Genomic DNA, 17648 nt, shown 5'->3' on the forward strand with positions numbered 1-17648 from the left:
CTTCACCTGCGGCGCGATAGCGTGGCGTGATGACCCCGATCGAGTTGACGGTCCGACTGGTCGCGGGACTCCTGTTGATCCTGACGAACGGGTTCTTCGTCGCGATCGAGTTCGCGCTGACCCGCGCCCGGCAGTTCACGGAGTCGGAGTTCGTGGACGACAGCCGGGCGCTCGAACGGGCGTGGGAGATGACGAACGATCTCGAGATCTACCTGACGACGTGTCAGGTCGGGATCACGGCCTCCAGCATCGCGGTGGGGATCGTCGCCGAGCCGGCGCTGGCCGCGCTGTTCGAGCCCTACTTCGCGGATACCCCGCTCGCGTCCGTCGGTGCAGGGGCGCTGATCGCGTTCGGCATCATCAACCTCCTCCACCTCACGCACGGCGAGCAGACCCCGACCTACCTCGGGGTCGAGCGATCGCGGCAGGTGTGTCGGTACGGGGCCCGCCCGCTCTACTGGTTCAACTGGCTGATCTCGCCGCTGATCACGCTCGGCGACTGGGTCGCGAAGGGGACGCTCAACCTGTTCGGCGTCGAGATGACGGGCGCGTGGCTCGAGACGGAGGAGGACGTCCTCGAGTCGCGTGCACAGCTCCGGAACCGGGTCCACTCGCTGTTGGAGGAGGGCGAAATCCCCGAGGAGCGCCGCGACGAGGTACTCAGCGCGCTCGACGTCGACACGCTCGCGGTCGAGGAGGTCATGGTTCCGGCGGACGAGATCGTCGCCCTCACGACGACCGCCTCGGTGGCGCAGAACCTCGAGCGGATCCGGGACACGCCACACACCCGATTCCCGCTCGTGGGGGCGGAGCTCACCGATTTCCACGGGATCGTCTACGCGCCGTCGATCATCGACCACTTCGAGGCGCTGCGGGACGGGCGGCTCTCCTTCTCCGAGATCGCGGCGCCGCCGATGACGATCGCGGCGGAGACGAACGTGAGCGACGCCTTCGACCGGTTTCAGGCGGCTGACCAGGAGCTGGCGCTCGTGACTCGGGACGATGCGGTCGTCGGCCTCCTCACCGCGACCGACGCGCTCGAGACCGTCATGGGCCAGTTGGAGGATCCCCTGGACCGCCGAAGCGGCGAGTGAGGGCGGGTCGCGGACGAGGCGCGGATCGCCGGCCTCCCCGGGCGCCGACCACCTTCGCCGCGCTCCGCGAGCCCTTTTACCTGATGCCGCCCAACGGCGTCACGAACCGACGGACGACGGCCGTCCGTCATGGACCGACACCGTGACAGACAGACACACAACACCGGCCGCTCGCGACGACGCGGCGGACACGGCCCTCCCGTTCACCGTCCACGTGGGCGAGGCGGACGCCATCCGTCGCGAGGCCGACCGCGCGCGGAGCCCCCGGCACCTCGTCGTCACGCCGGTTCGGCTCCACCGCCGCAACGTCCAGCGACGGCTCCGCGAGGACGGGGAGCCGCGAAGCGGGTTCGAGTTCCTGCGACTGGTCGACGTGGCCCGGCGCGTGAACGAGGCGGCGACGGCGATCGAGGCGGGGCCGGACGAGCGCCCGGAGACGGAGTCGCTCGACCGGCTCGACCGGCTCGCGCTGACGCGGCGCGTGCTGCGCGGCGGCTCCTCCGGCGTGGCGGGGCCGCTCGGTCGCACGGTGGGGACGCCGGTCGAGGACCACGCGGAGCGGATCGAGCGCGCCCGGGTCGGCCTGGAGATGGTGACGGCGTTCCACCCCGGCCGACTCGACGCCCTGGAGGCGGCGATCGACGCCCTCGACGGCACCGCGCGGGCCGACGCGCGGGACCTCGTGGGCGGGCTCCTCGCGCTCCAGCGGGAGCTCGACGACAGGAGCCCGGTGGCCGTCTCTGACGCGGCGCTGCTTCGCGTCGCGACCGCGACGGCCGCCGCGGCCCCGGAGGCGATCGAGGCCGCGTATCCCGACGCCGACACGCTCTCGGTCGCCGGCGTCAGCACGCTCACGGCGTCGCTGGAGGACTTCCTGTTCGTCCTCGGCGGCGAGACGTCGATCGACGTGCACCTCTATCTCAGACACGGGACGGGCCCGCAGATCGGGGACCAGCTGGCCGCCGCAGGGGAGCGGTTCGATCCCGAGGGGGTCCGAGAGTGACCGGTCCCGGTACGTCCCCGGCGGGAGGCGAGGACGGCCTCGACGCGCTCGCCGACGCGCCGGTCGCGACGCTCGTCGCGCGGACGCGAGCGGCCGAGGCGCGCGCGGTCGTCGCCTGCGTCGACGGGCTGGTCTCGGCCGGCGTCTCGCCGTCCGACGTGACCGTCGTCGTCCGGGACGTGGACGCCTACGAGGCGCCGCTCCGGCGGGCGGCGCGACGCTACGAGGTGACGCTCTCCGTCTGGACACAGCTCCGACTGAAGCGCACGATCCCCTACCGGCTGACCCGGGCGGTCGTCTCGCTGCTGGCCGAGCGGGAGCGAACCGGCGGCGCGGTCGGGGCCGATGCGCTGCTGGCCCCGCTCCGGTTCGAGTGGGTCCCGCCGGCCGACGAGGCGAACTCGGGGCTGTCCGACCCGTTCCCCGTCGACTCCGCCGCGCTCGGCGCGCTCGCGCGGCGAACCGGCGAGGCGAAGCACCCGGTCGCCGGCTGGTCCGACGAAGTCCGACGGATCGCCGACGGGACGGACGCGAGTGGGCCTGACGCGGATGGGACGCCGGAGGCTGACGCCCCCGGGTCGTCCCCCCAGGAGCTCGCGGGGCTCGCGGACGCGCTCGAGCGCTACGCGGCGTGGGTCGAACCGGCGTCCGCGACTCCCGGCCCGCACGACCTCGACGCGCTCCTCTCGCCCGTCTTCGAGGCCTACCGGACCCGGGTCATGCCGGCGCGCCGCGACGCCGACGACGCCACGCTGACCGGTACGGCGCGGACCGCGCGAGCGCTCGACCGGATGGGCGAGCTGACCGGCGAACTCGCGGACAAGTACGGGGACTGGATCGCGGACGGCTACGCCCCGCGGTCGTGGGCGACGGTCGCGGACCTGCTCGACGCCATCGCGACGACGGTCCCCGGCCGGCGCGAGTACGCGACCGCCCGGTCGGTGGACGTGATGGAGGCGAACGACGTGTGGGGGCTGGACCTCCCGTACGTCGTCGCTGCGGGGCTCGTCGACGGGGAGTGGCCGCGACCCCCGGAGAGCGCGTTCCCCGCCGCGCTTCGGCGGCTGCTGGGGACGACCGACGGACCCGGCGCCGCGCTTCGGCCGCGGGCGGGCTGGACCGAGGCCGGCGAACTCGACCAGTTCGCCGACACGGTCGCGGCGGCGAGCGAGGGTCTCGTCTGCACGCGCTTCGCCGCCGACGCGGACGGGATCGACGTCCGACCGTCGCCGTACGTCCAGGCAGTCGACGGGACGCCGGTCGGCCGTGACGCCCTCGACCGACTGGTCGGTCCCGACCGGGAGCTCCCCGAACCCATCGTGGCGATGGTCGATCGGACGGCAGCCCCCGAGGAGGGCGGTTCGGATGCCTGATCGGTCCCTCCCGGAACTCGACGAGACGCAGCGCGCCGTCGTCGAGGCGTTTCGCGACGCCGACGCCGGGCTGTTCACGATGGACAGCCATCCCGGCGCGGGCAAGTCGACGGCCACGGGGAAGGCGGCGGCGCTGTGTCTGTACGAGCGGCTGCTCGCGGGCGATCCGGTCCCGGAGCGGCGGCTGCTCGTCACCTCCTTCTCGAGGGAGGACGCGGCGGACATCGTCCCCGACGTCGTCGACTGGCTGTGGGAGCTGTACGACCGGGACGAGGTCCCGGGCGACGGGGACGTGACGGCCGCGGACGTCCGCGAACTCGAGCGGCGGCTCCGGGGCGTCGCGACGGTCGGGACCGTCGACAGCGTGCTCCGGTCCGTCCTCGAGGCGTTCGCCACCGAGATCGGATTCGCGGAGATGCCCGCCGTCGGCAACGAGGCGCTGCTCGCGCGGCTCCACGAGGACTGCTACGCGACGCTCGCTTCGACCTCCGACCACGCCGACCGCGTCGCGCGGCTGGAGGCCGCCTATCCGGAGGGCGGCGCGCACGTTGACGGACTGCGGACGCTGCTGCGGAACGCGCTCCGAACGTGCCGCCAGCGCCGGCTCTCGGTGGGAGCGTTCCACCGGGAGCTCCGCGCGACCGTCGCGGACGTGTACGACGGCGGCGACCCGGGAACGGCCGACTGCCTCCGCGAGGGAATCGCCCGGTGTCGCGGCCGCGAAACGGCCGAGCGCGTCGACGGGCTCGATCCCGACGACCGGGCGGCCCTGCTGGCGGCCGACCGGCGACTCCACGACGCGTGGCGCGCGGCCGTGGACGATTTCTGTACCCTGTTGGCGGCCTACCGCGACCGGTACGACGAGCTGACGCGAGAGCGCGGCGTGATCGCGCACATCGACTGCGCGCACCTGGTCGCGGCGTACTTCGCCGGGGAGGTCGGCGGCGGGGGGAGCGACGGGGCCACGTCCGACGAGGGAGACGCCCGTGCAGCCCGCCGTGAGCGGATCCGGGACCGGTTCCACGAGGAGGTCGGGAGCGTCATCGTGGACGAGGCGCAGGACGTGTCGACGGTCCAGCACGCGGCGCTGTCGGCGCTCGTCACCGACGAGATGCGCGTCCTGCTGGTGGGCGACCTCAAGCAGTGCGTCTACGTCTGGCGGGACGCGCGGCCGGCCCTGTTCGAGCGCGCCGTCCGGGAGGGGCGGTACTTCGGGATCGACTGGCCCGACCCGGTCACCGGCACGGCGACGCGGAACTACCGCTCCCGCCCCGGTCTGGTCCACGCGATCAACGCCGTCGCGACGTCGACGCTCCCCGACCCGACGCGGGGCGACGCCGGGACGCTCGAGGTGTCCTACCCGCCGCTGGAGGCGACACGTCCGCCGACCGAGCGCGCACCCGTTCACGTCGCCACGGTCCCGAACGGCGGGACGCCGGGGTCCGCGGGCTGGGTCGCCGGGACCGGCCGCGCTCCGGGTGCCGCCGACGCGGTGGCGAACCTCCTCGCCGGTGGCGTCGCGGACGGGTGTTTCGTCGACGGCGCTGCTGGAGGCGATGGCGGGGACGAGCGAGGGGAGAACGACCTGCCGAGCGTGACGGCGCTGTTCCGGTCGAAGGCGAACATGGAGCCGTACCGGGAGGCGTTGGAGGCCCGCGGGTTCACGGTCGGGAACGCCCGGGTCCCCCTGTTCGCCACCGAGTCCGTCCGGGCGACCGTGGCGGTGCTGCGGTGGCTCGCGGACCCGACCGACCCGGAGCGCACGCGCCGGCTGGTGACCGAGTCGCCGCTCGCGGACGGGACCTACGGCCTCGACGCGGTCGCGGCCACGTTCCGGAGCCACGACTGGTCGCTCCCGGCGGTCGCCGAGACCGAGGCGGACCGGTTCGCGGCCGGGCGGCGGCGCGTAGTCCGGGCACTCGCCGACCTCGCCGCCGACGAGGCGCGGCTCCGCTCGCGCCCCGCGACGGCGGTCCTCAGGGAGACGGTGGAGGCCGTCGGCTTCGAGACGGACCCGCTGGGGATCGACCCGGACCCCTCGCGCCGGCAGCGGCTGGCCAACCTCGACGCCCTCGTCGCCGCGGTCAAGGAGTGGGAGGGCGAGGACGCGTACGGTCTCGCGGAGTTGGCGGAGCTGCTCGACCCGTTCCTCGCCGACCCGTCGCTGGGGCCGGACCGCTCCCTCGTCGACGACGACGTGGACGTGGTGTTGAAGACCATCCACGGGATGAAAGGCGACCAGGACGAGGTGGTCGTGCTGGCGGACCCCGTCGGCTCGGTCGGCGGGCGCCCGTCCGACGCCGACCGGTTCGTCACCGACGGCGAGGGCGTCGGACTGGCACCGCCGGTGAACGCGCTCGAGGTCGAGGAGTCGGCTGCGGTCGAAGACGGCGGAGACAGCGGAGACGGCGGAGACGGCGGCGATGAGTCCCCCTCGCTCCCGCCGGTCCCGGGGTTCGACGGCGGGCTCTACGATCCGGCCCCGGAACGGACGGACCGCGACGCCGGGCTGCGGTGGACGGTCGAGCTCCACGCACCGATCGGCGGGGACGTCACGGAGCTCGTGGGCCACGAACCCCTGCGTGCGGCGGCCGCCGAGCGCCGCGCGGAGTCGTGGCGTCTGCTGTTCGTCGCGCTCACTCGCGCGCAGGAGCACCTGGTCCTGCCGCTGCCGAAGGCCGACTACGAAGGGTCCCCGAACTCCTGGGTCGCGGCGCTTCACGAGGCGATGGAGATGGGCCGCGGGGCGCCACGGACGACACACAGCGCGTCGTTCACGTACCCGGACGGACGGGTCGGCGAGTTCTCGGTGGCGGTCAACGACGTCCGAATGGTCGACCGTATCCGGACGACTCGCCCGGACCGCGTGCCGCCCGCCGCACCGCCAGCGTCACCGGAGTACCTCCCGTGGATCCCGCGGTTCGTCCGTCCGAGCACCTTCTACCCGCTGAAGGAGAACCCGGCGGCGCACGTCGTCGACCACCTCATGGGTCGTGCGCTGCACACGGACACCGACGAGGTGTCGCCGGCGCTGGACCTGCCGTTCGACGCCGTCGGTCCGGACGCCGTCGGCCGGATCGCACACTCGGTGGTCGCGGCCGTCGCGGAGAACGCGCTCGCGGGCGATGAGGGTGCTGCAGGTGGTTCCGACGGCGGGGGAGCCGCCGACGGTGCGGTCGATCCCGCGAGCGAGGACGTCGCGTCGATCGTCCGCGAGCGCGTGCGCCGCGGTGCGGGGGCCGCCGACCCCGACGAGCGGGCGGCGATCCGGTCGTTCGTGGCGGAGACGGTGCTCCCCCAGTTCGCGGCGTCCGCGCTCGCGGACCGGCTCCGCCGCGCGGAGACCGTCTACGCGGAGGAGCCGCTGGAAGGAGTGATCCGCGTCGACGGCGTCGAGGTCGAGGTACCGGGGACGGCGGATTTCCTGTTGGAGATGCCCGACGGGCGCTGGGTCGTCGAGGACGTGAAGGTGGCGCTGTCCGAGGACGACGCCGCCGAGCCGCGCTACCAGCTCCAGCTCGCGACGTACGTCTGGGCGCTGCGGCGGCAGGTCGGCGAGGAGCCGGCCGTGGACGCGTGGCTCTCGACGTTCGGCGTGCGCGCCGAGACGACGCCGTGGCGGCTCAGCACCAACGCCGTGTCGACGATGCTCCGGTCGTTCCTCGACTGATCGGTGGCGCGCCGGCTTGCAGGTCGCGGGGAGCGAACAGGCGTCCCGAATCCGGACCGATCAGGCCCTGCAGATGTCGTGGAGGTCCTCCAGCGTGTCGATCTCCCAGGTGGGCCAGACGTTCAGCTCCCAGTCCGTGCGGTGGGGACGCCGGATGAACGCGGAGTCGACGCCCGCGCGCTCGGCGGCGCGGATGTCCGACTCGTTGTCGCCGACGAACAGCGCGTTCTCCCCGTTGAGGTCCTCCAGCGCGCGCTTGAGGTAGTGGGGGTTCGGCTTGCGCAGGTTCAGGCTCTCGATGGTCGCCTCGCGGCCGTAGGCCGCGCCGAACGGCTCGAACACGGAGAAGTGGTCGACGAGGAAGTCGACGGTCTCCTGCTGGTTCGAGCTGACGATGCCCATCTCCACGTCCAGATCCGCCAGCGTGTCGATGTCCCAGTAGGGGGTCTTGCGACCGGCGCGGGCCTCCTCCTGCTGGGCCTCCGCGAGCGTCGTGTCGCGCGTCTCCCAGAAGGTGTCCGGTTCGAGGTCGTACAGGTTACAGAGGCTCACAACCACGTCGGGCGTGGCGCCAACAGTCAGTCGTTCGACATGTTCGGGGTCCGGATCGTCCACGCCGAGCCGGGAGAAGGTCTCCCGGACGCCCTCCTGCAGGACGTCGAAGCTCGTGCGGCCGACAAGGACACCGTCGTTGTCGAACACGACGGTATCGTAGCTCATACCGTCCCGAGGGTGGTCACACTGATAAGTGTTTCAGCCCGACGGGGACCGCGCGCGGACGGCGGAAGGGATATGCCTCCGGTCCGCGACACGGCGACCATGCGCCTGCACGCACTCGGCCTCGGCGGCGCCGGCGGTCGGATCGTCGACCGGCTCGCGGCCGACCACGGCGACGAGCCGTTCCTGGACGCGACCGTCGCGTTCGACACCGACGCCGGCGCGCTCGACGCGCTCGACGCGGTGCCCGACGAGCACCGACATCGGTTCGGCGACCGGACCGGCGGCGAGGGGCTCGACGGCGACCTCCGGCGCGGGCTCGACCTGGGCGCGGAGCACGTCGACGAGCTGAGCCGCGCGCTCGACGCCGCGACGCCCTCCCGCGCGGAGGCGTTTCTGGTCGTGGTCGGGCTCGGTGGCGGCACCGGAGCCGGCGCCGCGCCGGAGCTGGTCCGCAACCTCCGACGACTTCACGACGTCCCCGTCTACGTCTTCGGAGTTCTGCCGGCGGACCCCGAGGCGGAGTCGTTCGCGGAGCAGGCCGGGGGCCGCCGGGCGGACGCGGACGGCGAGCGGACCGCCGACCGCCCGCTCGCGGTCGCGAACGCCGCCCGCACGCTCGACGGGCTTGACGGCCTCGCGAACGCGATCATCGGGTTCGACAACGACGCGTGGCTCCGCCGCGACGAGACGCTCGCCGAGGCGCGCGGGCGGCTCAACGCCGCGGCCGCCGACCGGATCGCGGCCGTCTTCGGCGCCGGCGACGCGGCGGGCGGTGAGGGCGGGTCGGTCCCGCAGCAGGTGGTCGACGCCAGCGACGTAAACCGGGCGCTCGGCGACCGCTCCGACGTTGCGGACATCGGCTACGCCGAACAGGAGGTCGAGACGCCGGACGGCGGCTCGCGGTTCGGGCTCGGACTGTTCTCCGCGTCCGAACCCGCGGACGTCGACACCAGCGAGGCGGTCAGCGCGATCGAGACCGTGATCAGAAAGGCGGCTCGCGGAAAGGGGACGCTCGGCACCGTCGAGGGCGGCGCCGACCGGACGCTGCTCCTGATCGGCGGGCCGCCCGCGTGGCTCAACCGCGAGGCCATCGCGGAGGGGCGCCGCTGGCTCGCGGAGGAGACCGGCTCCGACGCCATCCTGAGCGGTGACGCGCCGGACCCCGATGCCGAGGCGGTCTACGCGGTCGTCCTCCGGGCCGGCGTCGACCCGACCGAGCGACTGCGAGAGATACGCGGCGCGTCGGGGGATTGAGAGCGGGGCCGCGAGAGATCCCCGGCGGCCGGCTCAGACGTCCAGGTCCGGGGTCGGAAAGGCGCCCTCGTCGAGCTCCGGTTCGTACTGCTCGATGGCCGTCAGGACGACCTCCACGGTCGACTCCGGCGTCCAGCGCCCGGTGTTTATCGTCAGGTCGTAGAAGGACTGGTCGTCGAGGTCGATGCCGTAGTAGGACTCGTAGCGCTGCTTCTCGATCACCTCGCGCACCTGCATCTCGGCGGCCCACTCCTCGCGGTCCTCGGTTCGCTGGAGTCGGACCTCCTCGGGCGCGTCCAGTCGGATCCGGAGGTCGGCGCGGTTGCCCGCCAGCCACCCCGCCAGCCGGGACTCGAGCACGAACGCCCGGTTCGCGGCCCCCCATTTCTCGGCGATGGTCTGGAGTCGTCGGTCGAGCGCGCGGTCGATCTCGTCGGTCTCGCCCGCCTTCGCGACGAGTTGGGAGAGGCTCATGTCGCGGTCGGCGGCGATCTCACGGAAGATGTCGCCGCCGGAGACGCAGCCGCAGTCCATTGCGTCCGCGAGCGCCTCCGAGAGCGTCGTCGCGCCGCAACCCGGCGGCCCCGACACCGTGACGAACAGGTTGCTGTCGATCCGGCGGTCGGCCGCGTTCGAGGGCGCCATGACGTTTCCGCCTTCGACGGACGCCGTCAAAAGATGAGGGGCTTCGTCCGGAGTCGGGGCCGTCCGGAAAATCGCGTCCCCGGTTAGCTCTCAGCCTTGGCGTCCGTGGTCGCGTCGTCGCGGCGTCCGCGCGCGAGCAGCCCCGCCCCGAGGCCGGCGGCGAAGGTCGCGACCCCAACGGCGGCGATCCACAGCGCGTCCGGGTGTTCGGTACCGACGTGCAAAAGCGATCCAGCGAGTGCGTCGAGCATGTGCCACGGGTGGAGACTCGCGGTCAAAGGTCCGTCGAAGGCGTCGGAGCGTCCCGCTGATCCGAGCGTCGACCCCCGATAGGAAAGGCCGGCCGCCGCTCCACAAAACCTATCCGCGCCAGCGGGAGACCCTGTAACAGCAATGACCGTCCGCGAGCACCTGGGCGCGCGCCTCGGAGCGGACGCGCGCGGACTCGCGGCGTTTCGGATCGCGTTGGGGACGGTCCTGATCGTCGACCTGGCGCTGCGAAGTCGGGGACTGACGGCCTTCTACACCGACGAGGGCGTGCTCCCGCGGTCGACGCTCGCGGAGCTGTACCCCGTCTTCTCCCGTTACTCGCTCCACGCGGTGTCCGGGGAGGGATGGGCCGTCGCGCTCCTGTTCCTCCTCGCGGCCGCGGTCGCCGCGTCGCTCGCGGTCGGGTACCGCACGCGGGCCGCCGCCCTGCTCTCGCTCGTGCTCGTGGCGTCGCTACAGGCGCGGAACCCCCTCGTTCTCAACGCCGGCGACACGCTGCTGTGGCAACTGCTCGCGCTCGCGTGCCTGCTCCCCCTCGGCCGGCGCTGGTCCGTCGACGCGGTCCGCCGGACCCGGCGAGACGGACGGCGGAGCGGGGACCGAGACGGGGGCGCATCCGAGGTCGACCGCGTCACGGGGTTCGCGCCGGCGCTTCTGTTGACGTTCGTCGTCGTCCTGTACCTCTCGAACGGGCTCGTCAAACTCCGCGGCGACGCCTGGCCGGGCGGGACCGCTGTCCCGCAGGTGTTCCGGCTCGAGCACCTGTACGGGCCGCTGGGCGGCGCACTCGCCGGGGCCGACGGACTCCTGACCGTCGGGACCTACGCGTGGCTCGGCCTGGTGCTGACGTCGCCGCTGCTCCTCCTGTTCGCGGGCCGGGCCCGCACGGCGCTGGCGGGCGCGTTCGTCGCCGCGCACCTGTCGATGGCGCTCACGCTCGCGATCGGCGTGTTCCCGCTGGTGTCGGTCGCCGCCCTGCTGCCGTTCTTCCCCCCGCGCGTCTGGGATGCGATCGGGCATTCCCTCGAAGGCCCGGCGGAGCGACTCCGCGGGGCGGCCGCCGCCGGGAGCGCCGCGGTCGCGGCCGGCCTCCCGGCGGTTCCGGGACCGCTCCGCGACCGGTCGGGGCCCGGACGCGTGCGCCGCCGGCTTCCGGAGGGGATCGCCGCGGTCCTGCTGGTGTCGCTGCTGGCGTGGAACGCGATGGCGCTCGGGCTCGTCGCCGCACCGGCCCCGGTGGCCGACGCCGCGGACCCGACGGAGAACCGCTGGGACATGTTCGCGCCGAACCCGCCGAACACCGCCTCGCTCGTGCTCGCGACGGCGGAGACCGCCGACGGCGGCGCCCGCGACGCGCTGCACGGCGACCCCGTGGCGAGGAACCGGACGCCGAGCGACGCCCGCGCGTATCCGAGCGCGCGCTGGCGGAAGTACCTCGCCGCGATGCCCGCCGATCCCGCGGACGACCGCGACGCGCGCCTGGGCGCGTACCTCTGTGAGCGCGCGGCCGCCGCCGGCGACGAGCCGGTCGAGCGCGTCACTGTCTCGTTCGTCTACGTCGACGTCGCTCTCGGCGAACCGCGCGGGGAACCGACGGCCGTCGAGGTGGTCGAGCGGGAGTGTTGAGGCGGCGCCGTCCCGCCCGCCCCGCCGGCGGATCGATCTGGATGAGCGGTGGCCGCCGCCACGATTAACCGCCCCGCGGGCGTCCCCCCGATATGGTCGACCCGACACCCGGCATCCACCACGTCACCGCCATCGGGAGCGATCCCGGTCGGAACCACGCGTTCTACACCGAGACGCTCGGGCTCCGCATGGTCAAGCGCAGCGTCAACCAGGACGACGTCGGCGTCTATCACCTCTTCTACGCCGACCACGAGGGGAGCCCCGGCACGAGCATGACGTTCTTCCCCTACGAGGACGCCCGTCCCGGCCGCGTCGGGAGCGGCCAGGCCCGGACCGTCGCGTTCCTGATCCCGGCTGACGCGGTCGACTTCTGGGTCGACCGGCTCGAGGCGGCCGACGAGGTCGACGCCGTCTCCACCTTCGAGCGGTTCGGCGACCCCGTCGTCGCGTTTGAGGACCCCGACGGCCTCCCGCTGGAACTCGTCGGCCGCGCGGACGCCCCCGAGCCGAACCTGCCCGAGAGCCCGGTGCCGGAGGAGCACGCGATCCGCGGCTTCTTCGGCGTGACGCTGGCGCTGGGGAGCGTCGACCCGACCGCGGCCCTGCTGGAGGAGATGGGCTTCGAGCGGGCCGCCGAGGACCCCGACCAGCACCGCACGCGCTTCGAGGCGGACGGCGACCGCGGCTACGTCGTCGACCTCGAAACGGACCCGAACGCGCCGCAGGGTCGCCCCGGCGCGGGGACGGTCCATCACGTCGCGTTCCAGGTCGACGACGACGAGCAGGCGGAATGGCGCGAGGTCCTGCAGGGGCAGGGCCTTCGGCCCACGGAGATCATCGACCGCAAGTGGTTCAGGTCGGTGTACGCGCGGACCCAGGGCGGCGTCCTCTTCGAGTTCGCCACGAAGTCCCCGGGCTACGCGGTCGACGAACCCCTCGACGCGCTCGGCGAGGAACTCGTCCTGCCCGAGTGGCTGGAGGACCGCCGCGAGGAGATCGAGGCGGCGCTGCCGCCGCTGTCGACCTGATCGGCGTCGGAATGCGCACGCCGTTTCGCTCCCGAGGAGGGCGAGTCAGTCGGGCGAGTACGGGTTCGTCGGCGTGTCCAGACGCGACAACCGATCGACGGAGTCGAAGTCGTCGTCGAACGCGTAGAGGTACGTCGTCTTTCGTTCGTCCGCGTACGCCGCGAGGCTCGCGTCCACCAACGAGAGCTTCCGACGCTCGCGGAACAGCGACTTCGCCCGTGCAAATCCCTCGGTCGAGAGGGACTCGACGTGGAACCGCCGGTTCTCCTCCAGTCGGTCCAGAAAGTCGACCGCGGCGTCGTGTCCGGCGTTCGTCGTCAATCCGTTCAGCGTTTCCGCGAGCACGTAGTCGAGGATCACGGCCTCCGGGAGGTCTCCGCTGTCGATGCCGCGGAGGATCGGCAGCGCACGCTCGTGATGTCGGTCACGCCGATACGCGGCAGCGTACAGTACGGAGGTGTCGACGAGCGCTCGCGGCATTCACTCGACGCCCCACGCGTCGTGCTCTGCGACGACGTCGGTCTCCGATTCGCCCGAGTACCCGTCGAACTCGGCGAACGTTCCCGACCGCTGGCGGACGATCTCCACGCGGACGGCGCCGTCGTCCGAGAGGCTCCAGCGGAGGTGATCGCCGTCGTCGATGTCCAGCTCCCGCCGGATCGCGGCGGGAATGTTCGCCTGGTTGCCGGACACCTTGCTTTCGGCGTCCACGCTGTCGCTGCCCATATCCTCACTTCGCGTCGGAGCGACATAAGCCTAGTGTGGTGACACACTTGGCGCGCTCGAACTCCCTCACCGCGCCAGCAACGCCTCGAACAGCGCGTCCTGTCCGCGCCGCAGACGCTCCAGAAACGCGGACTTGCTGATCCCCAGTTCGTCGGCCACGTCCGCGGCCGAGCAGGCCTTCGGAATCGCGAAGTAGCCCATTTCGTGGGCGGTCCGGATCGCCGCCTCCTGTGCGGGCGTCAACCCGTAGCCGCGGCCGATAGCGTCGGCCTCCTCGGTCGCGAGCGGCTGGAGCTTGCGGAGCGTCACGCCCACCGTCTCCGCGGCGCGCTCCATCACGCCCTGTAACACGTCGTGGCCGACGACCGCGCCGGTCATCGTCGCCGCGCCGCGGTCGTAGCGCATCGACTCGACGAGGAACCCCTCGTCGACGAGGTCGTGGACGACGCAGGGGTGTTTCGACAGACATCGGAAGTTGTCGCGGTCGCCCGCGTTCGCGACGTGGAGGTACCTGATGTCGTCGTCCGCGTCGAGGACGGGGGCGATACCGGCGTCCGCGGGCGCGGTGAACTGCAGGAGGACGTTCCCGTCCGAGCGGAGCTGTGGCGGCTCCGCGGACACCGCGGCGTCCGCGGTCGCGGAGGCGCGCGCGAGCGGACAGTCGTCGCCCTCCACGCGGAACTCCGCGATCAGGCACTCGTCGATCACGGGCACACGTTCGGCCGCGAGTATATAAAAGCCGCTCATGGACTGCCGAATCGAAAAGTGGTGTGGCTCCGTACCGAAGAATGATTATGGACCTCGAGACAGTGAAGGACCGCGCCGGACCGCGGCAGTTCGGTCCGGGCGACGACATGCCCGAGGAGTATCGGAAAGCGGCGACCCGGATGATCCAGTTCCACGCCAACTCCGAGGTCATGGGCGGCTACCTCGACAAGGAGTTCACGCGGAAGGCGCCGTCGCTGGACCGGAAGCTCGCCAACACCGCGAAGGTGCAAGACGAGATCGGCCACGCGCAGCTGCTCTACCGCGCCGCGGAGACGCTCGGCGTGAAGACGCGCGACGAGATGCTCGACGAACTGGCGAACGGGGAGGGGAAGTTCCTCAACTGCTTCCACTACCCGGTCGACACCTGGTACGAGGCGCCGATGATCGACTTCTTCGTCGACGGCGGCGCGATGCGCCGGCAGGCGACGCTGAAGTCCACCTCCTGGACCCCCTACGCCCACGCGATGGACAAGGTCTGCTTCGAGGAGGGGTTCCACGTCAAACACGGCGAGTCGATCCTCCGCGAGCTAATGTCCGGCTCGAAAGCGACCCAGGAGCGCACCCAGGAGACGTTCGAGGTGTGGTGGCCCCGCATCATCCAGTTCTTCGGCCCGCCGAACGACGAGAGCCACCACAACGACTTCGCGCAGGACGTGGGGCTCAAGACCGCGACGAACGACGAGCTCCGCCAGTCGTTCCTCAACATGTACATCCCGAAGGCCGAGAAGTACGGCCTGGAGATCCCGGACACGCCCCGGATCGAGTACGACGAGGAGTCCGGCCGCTACGAACTCGCCTACGACGAGCTCGACTGGGACGAGTTCTGGACCATCTCCAAGAACGAGTACCCGGGCAGCAAAGAGCAGATCGGCTCCCGGCGCCGCCGACAGGAGGCGGTCGAGTGGGTGCGTGACGCGCTCGACTCCTGGGAGTCCGAGGCGACCGGCGTCGCGACCGGGGAGGCGGCCGACTGACCATGATCTGGGAAGTGTTCAGACAGGAGGAGCCCGGCGACTACCACAGACACGTCGGCAACGTCCACGCGCCGGACCGCGAGATGGCCAAGCAGTTCGCGCAGATCCAGCACGCTCGCCGGATGCAGACGAACTCCCTGTGGGTCGTCCCGCAGCCGGAGATCGGTGAAGTGGACGCCGAGGACGCCGCCTTCGGCGGCACCACCGACAAGTCGTACCGCTGGGCGATGACGTACAACGACATCGACGCCTCCTTCGCGGAGGAGGTCGCCGACAGCGAGGCCGAACAGCGCGAGGCCGCCCGCAAGCGCCGCGAGGCGATGGAGGAAGCCGATGACTGAGAACGCACGCGGTGCCACGGACGACGCGGCCGGCGGCTACGAGATCCCGGAGGAGACGCCCGCCGCCGGCAGCCTCGACCGCGACACGCTCAGCGCCGAACAGCAGATCGCGGTCGAGGAGCAGCTGTTCCGGCTCGCGGACGACGAGTTCGTCCACGCCGAGCGGCTCACCGAGTGGCAGATATTCGCGCCGACGCTGGAGTCGGACCTGGCGCTCGCGAACGTCGCGCAGGACGAGTTCGGCCACGCCCGCCTCTGGTACGACCTGTTGCAGGAACTGGGCTACACCGAGGCGGAGTGCATCTGGGAGAAGCCGGCCGACGAGTGGACCCACAGCACGCTCGCCGAGCGGCCGTTCGACGACGACGGGTGGGGGAACGCGGTCGTCCGCGGCTACCTCTACGACGTGGCCGAGCGCATCCGGCTGGAGGCCCTAGTGGAGACGAGCTACGCGCCGCTCGCGGACCGCGTCGGCAAGGCGCTCTCCGAGGAGGAGTACCACCGCGAGCACGCCGCCAACTGGCTCGACCGGCTGGCGGAGGACGAGACCGCCCGCGAGCGGCTCGACGCCGCGGTCGACGAGCTGTTCCCGCACGCGCTCTCGCTGTTCGCGCCCGGACCCAACGAGGAGGCGATCCTCGACGCCGGCGTGCGCCGAGAGACGCTCGCTGACATGCGCGCGGAGTGGCTCGACACCGTGGTCCCGTACCTCGAGTCCCTCGGGCTGACCGTTCCCGAACCGGACGCGGCCCCGCGGCCGGCGGCCCGCGGCCGCGACGGCAGCCACACCGACGCGTGGACGGAGCTCTACGAGGCGTTCACCGCGACCCACGACGAGATCGACTTCGACCGCCCCGCTCGGCTCCGTGCGGAGGAAGTGAGCTGATGCCCGCGAACGCCCCGCTCGGCGGCGGCGCGGACCCCGGCGAGGACGCGGCGAGCGCCGCGCGCGAGGCCGACGGCGAGGCGTGCGCCTACACCAGCTACGAGGACGGCGAGGCGCCCGACTCCTACCCCAAGACCGGCGAGGGCGCCGAGGGCGTCGCGGCCGACGTGTGGGACGCGCTCCGCGAGGTCGAGGACCCCGAGATGCCCGTCAGCGTCGTGGACCTGGGCCTGATCTACGAGGTGACGGTCGAGGGCGACCGCTGTACGGTCGAGATGACGCTGACCTACACCGGCTGTCCGGCCAAGGACATGCTCACGAACGACGTGCGCTGTGCCGCCGAGACCGCGCCCGGCGTCCACGAGGCCGAGGTCCGGATCCGCTACACGCCGGAGTGGAACGTGAACATGGTGACTCCGGACGGTCGCGAGGACCTCCGCGAGTTCGGTCTGAGCGTGTGACCGTGCGCGACCGCGACCCCAGCGTGACGGCCGGCGACGCGGGCGACGCGGACGAAGAGCCGGCGGTCTGTCCCTACTGCGGGTCCGACGAGACGCACAGGGAGCACCCGAAGGGGCCGGGGCTCTGTCGCTCGATGCATTTCTGTGAGAACTGCGAGGAGCCGTTCGAGCGGTTCGGGTAGCGGCAGACGTCAGGTTTCGCCGGCGTTCTCGACGCTGTCGAGTGCTCGCCGAACCGCCCACTCCGCGGCTCCCAGTCCGAGGAGCGCGGCGACGACGACCGGACCAAACGCCAGCGCGTACAGGCCGAGCGGATCACTCTCGCCGCCGACGCGCAGGATGAGGAACCAGACCAGCGCCGTCGCGGCCGCGAGGCCGACCGTGGGGCTCACGACGCCCCGAGCCGCGAGCCAGCCGAGCGACACCGCCGCCTGCAGCGTCACCACGAGCAGTCCACCGACGACGACCAGCAGGAACTCGCCGGGAGCCGCGGTCGGCGCGGTCCAGAACCGGCCGGCGACGGTCCGCACGAGCGCCCAGCCGCCGACGAGGACCGCGCCGTGGGCGACGCCGAGCAGGGTCGCCGTGCGGAGCGGTCGCGACGCGCGTTGCGTGCCCGACGCGCGCCACGCGGCCGCGGCCGTCGTAGCGACGGCGAGCAGCACGCTCGCAACGAGCGTCGCCGCGTCGCTCCCGAGCACCGGATCGGGCGTCCCGGGCATCCTTATGTCGTCGAGGTCCCGCGACCGTCAGTCGTCCGAGCCGGAAGCGTTCGAGGGCCGTCGTGTGGAGGAGGGCGGCGGACCATA

19 protein-coding genes are annotated in these 17648 nt (G+C 72.3%); 12 read left to right on the plus strand and 7 right to left on the minus strand.

What is annotated here, in order from left to right; genetic code table 11:
- The first annotated feature begins 29 nt into the window (after window positions 1–29).
- From ACZ432_RS02250 to ACZ432_RS02265, 4 genes are all read left to right on the plus strand, one after another.
- A complete protein-coding gene (locus ACZ432_RS02250) occupies window positions 30–1094 on the plus strand; it encodes a CNNM domain-containing protein (RefSeq protein ID WP_426963953.1) in 1065 nt (354 codons plus the stop codon).
- Window positions 1095–1236: 142 nt separating this feature from the next.
- On the plus strand, window positions 1237–2097 hold the full coding sequence (locus tag ACZ432_RS02255) for a hypothetical protein (protein ID WP_426963952.1): 861 nt from the start codon (window positions 1237–1239) through the stop codon (window positions 2095–2097).
- Window positions 2094–3470: a hypothetical protein gene (locus tag ACZ432_RS02260; protein WP_426963951.1), complete on the plus strand. Its 1377-nt coding sequence runs from the start codon at window positions 2094–2096 to the stop codon at window positions 3468–3470. Before ACZ432_RS02255 ends, ACZ432_RS02260 begins: the two co-directional genes overlap by 4 nt.
- Window positions 3463–7140, plus strand: a complete 3678-nt coding sequence (locus tag ACZ432_RS02265) for a UvrD-helicase domain-containing protein (protein WP_426963949.1) — start codon at window positions 3463–3465, stop codon at window positions 7138–7140. Before ACZ432_RS02260 ends, ACZ432_RS02265 begins: the two co-directional genes overlap by 8 nt.
- Before the next feature lie 60 nt (window positions 7141–7200).
- On the opposite strand, the gene ACZ432_RS02270 is transcribed toward ACZ432_RS02265, so the two are convergent.
- On the minus strand, window positions 7201–7860 hold the full coding sequence (locus ACZ432_RS02270; RefSeq protein WP_058366872.1) for an HAD family hydrolase: 660 nt from the start codon (window positions 7858–7860) through the stop codon (window positions 7201–7203).
- Between the two features lie 99 nt (window positions 7861–7959).
- On the opposite strand from ACZ432_RS02270, the gene ACZ432_RS02275 reads away from it, so the two are divergent.
- Window positions 7960–9114 (plus strand): FtsZ/tubulin family protein, encoded by a 1155-nt coding sequence (locus tag ACZ432_RS02275; RefSeq protein WP_426963948.1) that lies wholly within the window; start codon window positions 7960–7962, stop codon window positions 9112–9114.
- Window positions 9115–9147: 33 nt separating this feature from the next.
- Here the strand turns inward: ACZ432_RS02275 and cmk are convergent, their stop codons facing one another.
- Both cmk and ACZ432_RS02285 read right to left on the minus strand, forming a co-directional pair.
- Window positions 9148–9759: a (d)CMP kinase gene (gene cmk / locus ACZ432_RS02280; RefSeq protein ID WP_426963946.1), complete on the minus strand. Its 612-nt coding sequence runs from the start codon at window positions 9757–9759 to the stop codon at window positions 9148–9150.
- 83 nt (window positions 9760–9842) lie between these two features.
- A complete protein-coding gene (locus ACZ432_RS02285) occupies window positions 9843–10010 on the minus strand; it encodes a hypothetical protein (protein ID WP_426963945.1) in 168 nt (55 codons plus the stop codon).
- 142 nt (window positions 10011–10152) lie between these two features.
- Here ACZ432_RS02285 and ACZ432_RS02290 point away from each other — a divergent pair, with 142 nt between their 5' ends.
- Entirely contained in the window at window positions 10153–11655 is a 1503-nt protein-coding gene (locus ACZ432_RS02290) for an HTTM domain-containing protein (RefSeq protein WP_426963944.1), read from the plus strand.
- A gap of 92 nt (window positions 11656–11747) precedes the next feature.
- On the plus strand, window positions 11748–12683 hold the full coding sequence (locus tag ACZ432_RS02295; protein WP_426963943.1) for a ring-cleaving dioxygenase: 936 nt from the start codon (window positions 11748–11750) through the stop codon (window positions 12681–12683).
- A 45-nt stretch (window positions 12684–12728) separates the two neighbouring features.
- Here the strand turns inward: ACZ432_RS02295 and ACZ432_RS02300 are convergent, their stop codons facing one another.
- The 3 genes from ACZ432_RS02300 to ACZ432_RS02310 form a co-directional block, all read right to left on the minus strand.
- Window positions 12729–13163 carry a type II toxin-antitoxin system VapC family toxin gene (locus ACZ432_RS02300; RefSeq protein WP_426963942.1) on the minus strand — a complete coding sequence of 145 codons (435 nt, stop codon included), beginning with the start codon at window positions 13161–13163 and terminating at the stop codon, window positions 12729–12731.
- Window positions 13164–13409 (minus strand): AbrB/MazE/SpoVT family DNA-binding domain-containing protein, encoded by a 246-nt coding sequence (locus tag ACZ432_RS02305; protein ID WP_426963941.1) that lies wholly within the window; start codon window positions 13407–13409, stop codon window positions 13164–13166.
- Between the two features lie 66 nt (window positions 13410–13475).
- The gene (locus ACZ432_RS02310; RefSeq protein WP_426963940.1) at window positions 13476–14117 is read right to left on the minus strand and encodes a helix-turn-helix domain-containing protein; all 642 of its coding nucleotides are present in this window, start codon (window positions 14115–14117) and stop codon (window positions 13476–13478) included.
- A gap of 86 nt (window positions 14118–14203) precedes the next feature.
- Here ACZ432_RS02310 and paaA point away from each other — a divergent pair, with 86 nt between their 5' ends.
- The 5 genes from paaA to ACZ432_RS02335 are packed head-to-tail and all read left to right on the plus strand — an operon-like array spanning window position 14204 to window position 17021.
- Window positions 14204–15151, plus strand: a complete 948-nt coding sequence (paaA, locus tag ACZ432_RS02315) for a 1,2-phenylacetyl-CoA epoxidase subunit PaaA (RefSeq protein WP_426963939.1) — start codon at window positions 14204–14206, stop codon at window positions 15149–15151.
- 2 nt (window positions 15152–15153) lie between these two features.
- Window positions 15154–15492, plus strand: a complete 339-nt coding sequence (gene paaB / locus ACZ432_RS02320; RefSeq protein ID WP_426963937.1) for a 1,2-phenylacetyl-CoA epoxidase subunit PaaB — start codon at window positions 15154–15156, stop codon at window positions 15490–15492.
- On the plus strand, window positions 15485–16378 hold the full coding sequence (gene paaC, locus ACZ432_RS02325; protein ID WP_426963935.1) for a 1,2-phenylacetyl-CoA epoxidase subunit PaaC: 894 nt from the start codon (window positions 15485–15487) through the stop codon (window positions 16376–16378). The genes paaB and paaC overlap by 8 nt, the downstream gene beginning before the upstream one ends.
- The gene (paaD, locus tag ACZ432_RS02330) at window positions 16378–16839 is read left to right on the plus strand and encodes a 1,2-phenylacetyl-CoA epoxidase subunit PaaD (RefSeq protein ID WP_426963934.1); all 462 of its coding nucleotides are present in this window, start codon (window positions 16378–16380) and stop codon (window positions 16837–16839) included. The genes paaC and paaD overlap by 1 nt, the downstream gene beginning before the upstream one ends.
- A 2-nt stretch (window positions 16840–16841) precedes the next feature.
- Window positions 16842–17021, plus strand: a complete 180-nt coding sequence (locus ACZ432_RS02335; protein ID WP_426964104.1) for a PaaD-like zinc ribbon domain-containing protein — start codon at window positions 16842–16844, stop codon at window positions 17019–17021.
- 9 nt (window positions 17022–17030) lie between these two features.
- Here the strand turns inward: ACZ432_RS02335 and ACZ432_RS02340 are convergent, their stop codons facing one another.
- Window positions 17031–17561: a hypothetical protein gene (locus ACZ432_RS02340; protein ID WP_426963933.1), complete on the minus strand. Its 531-nt coding sequence runs from the start codon at window positions 17559–17561 to the stop codon at window positions 17031–17033.
- Window positions 17562–17648 lie beyond the last annotated feature (87 nt).

This window comes from Haloparvum alkalitolerans (assembly GCF_055381565.1).

Excerpts from the sequence above, each read along its gene's own strand:
- ACZ432_RS02305 (WP_426963941.1), bottom strand. The coding sequence starts at position 13,409 with ATGGGCAGCGACAGCGTGGACGCCGAAAGCAAGGTGTCCGGCAACCAG.
- paaB (WP_426963937.1), top strand. The coding sequence starts at position 15,154 with ATGATCTGGGAAGTGTTCAGACAGGAGGAGCCCGGCGACTACCACAGA.
- ACZ432_RS02265 (WP_426963949.1), top strand. The coding sequence starts at position 3,463 with ATGCCTGATCGGTCCCTCCCGGAACTCGACGAGACGCAGCGCGCCGTC.
- ACZ432_RS02290 (WP_426963944.1), top strand. The coding sequence starts at position 10,153 with ATGACCGTCCGCGAGCACCTGGGCGCGCGCCTCGGAGCGGACGCGCGC.
- ACZ432_RS02270 (WP_058366872.1), bottom strand. The coding sequence starts at position 7,860 with ATGAGCTACGATACCGTCGTGTTCGACAACGACGGTGTCCTTGTCGGC.
- ACZ432_RS02285 (WP_426963945.1), bottom strand. The coding sequence starts at position 10,010 with ATGCTCGACGCACTCGCTGGATCGCTTTTGCACGTCGGTACCGAACAC.
- ACZ432_RS02295 (WP_426963943.1), top strand. The coding sequence starts at position 11,748 with ATGGTCGACCCGACACCCGGCATCCACCACGTCACCGCCATCGGGAGC.
- paaD (WP_426963934.1), top strand. The coding sequence starts at position 16,378 with ATGCCCGCGAACGCCCCGCTCGGCGGCGGCGCGGACCCCGGCGAGGAC.
- ACZ432_RS02340 (WP_426963933.1), bottom strand. The coding sequence starts at position 17,561 with ATGCCCGGGACGCCCGATCCGGTGCTCGGGAGCGACGCGGCGACGCTC.
- paaC (WP_426963935.1), top strand. The coding sequence starts at position 15,485 with ATGACTGAGAACGCACGCGGTGCCACGGACGACGCGGCCGGCGGCTAC.
- ACZ432_RS02300 (WP_426963942.1), bottom strand. The coding sequence starts at position 13,163 with ATGCCGCGAGCGCTCGTCGACACCTCCGTACTGTACGCTGCCGCGTAT.
- paaA (WP_426963939.1), top strand. The coding sequence starts at position 14,204 with ATGGACCTCGAGACAGTGAAGGACCGCGCCGGACCGCGGCAGTTCGGT.
- ACZ432_RS02250 (WP_426963953.1), top strand. The coding sequence starts at position 30 with ATGACCCCGATCGAGTTGACGGTCCGACTGGTCGCGGGACTCCTGTTG.
- cmk (WP_426963946.1), bottom strand. The coding sequence starts at position 9,759 with ATGGCGCCCTCGAACGCGGCCGACCGCCGGATCGACAGCAACCTGTTC.
- ACZ432_RS02275 (WP_426963948.1), top strand. The coding sequence starts at position 7,960 with ATGCGCCTGCACGCACTCGGCCTCGGCGGCGCCGGCGGTCGGATCGTC.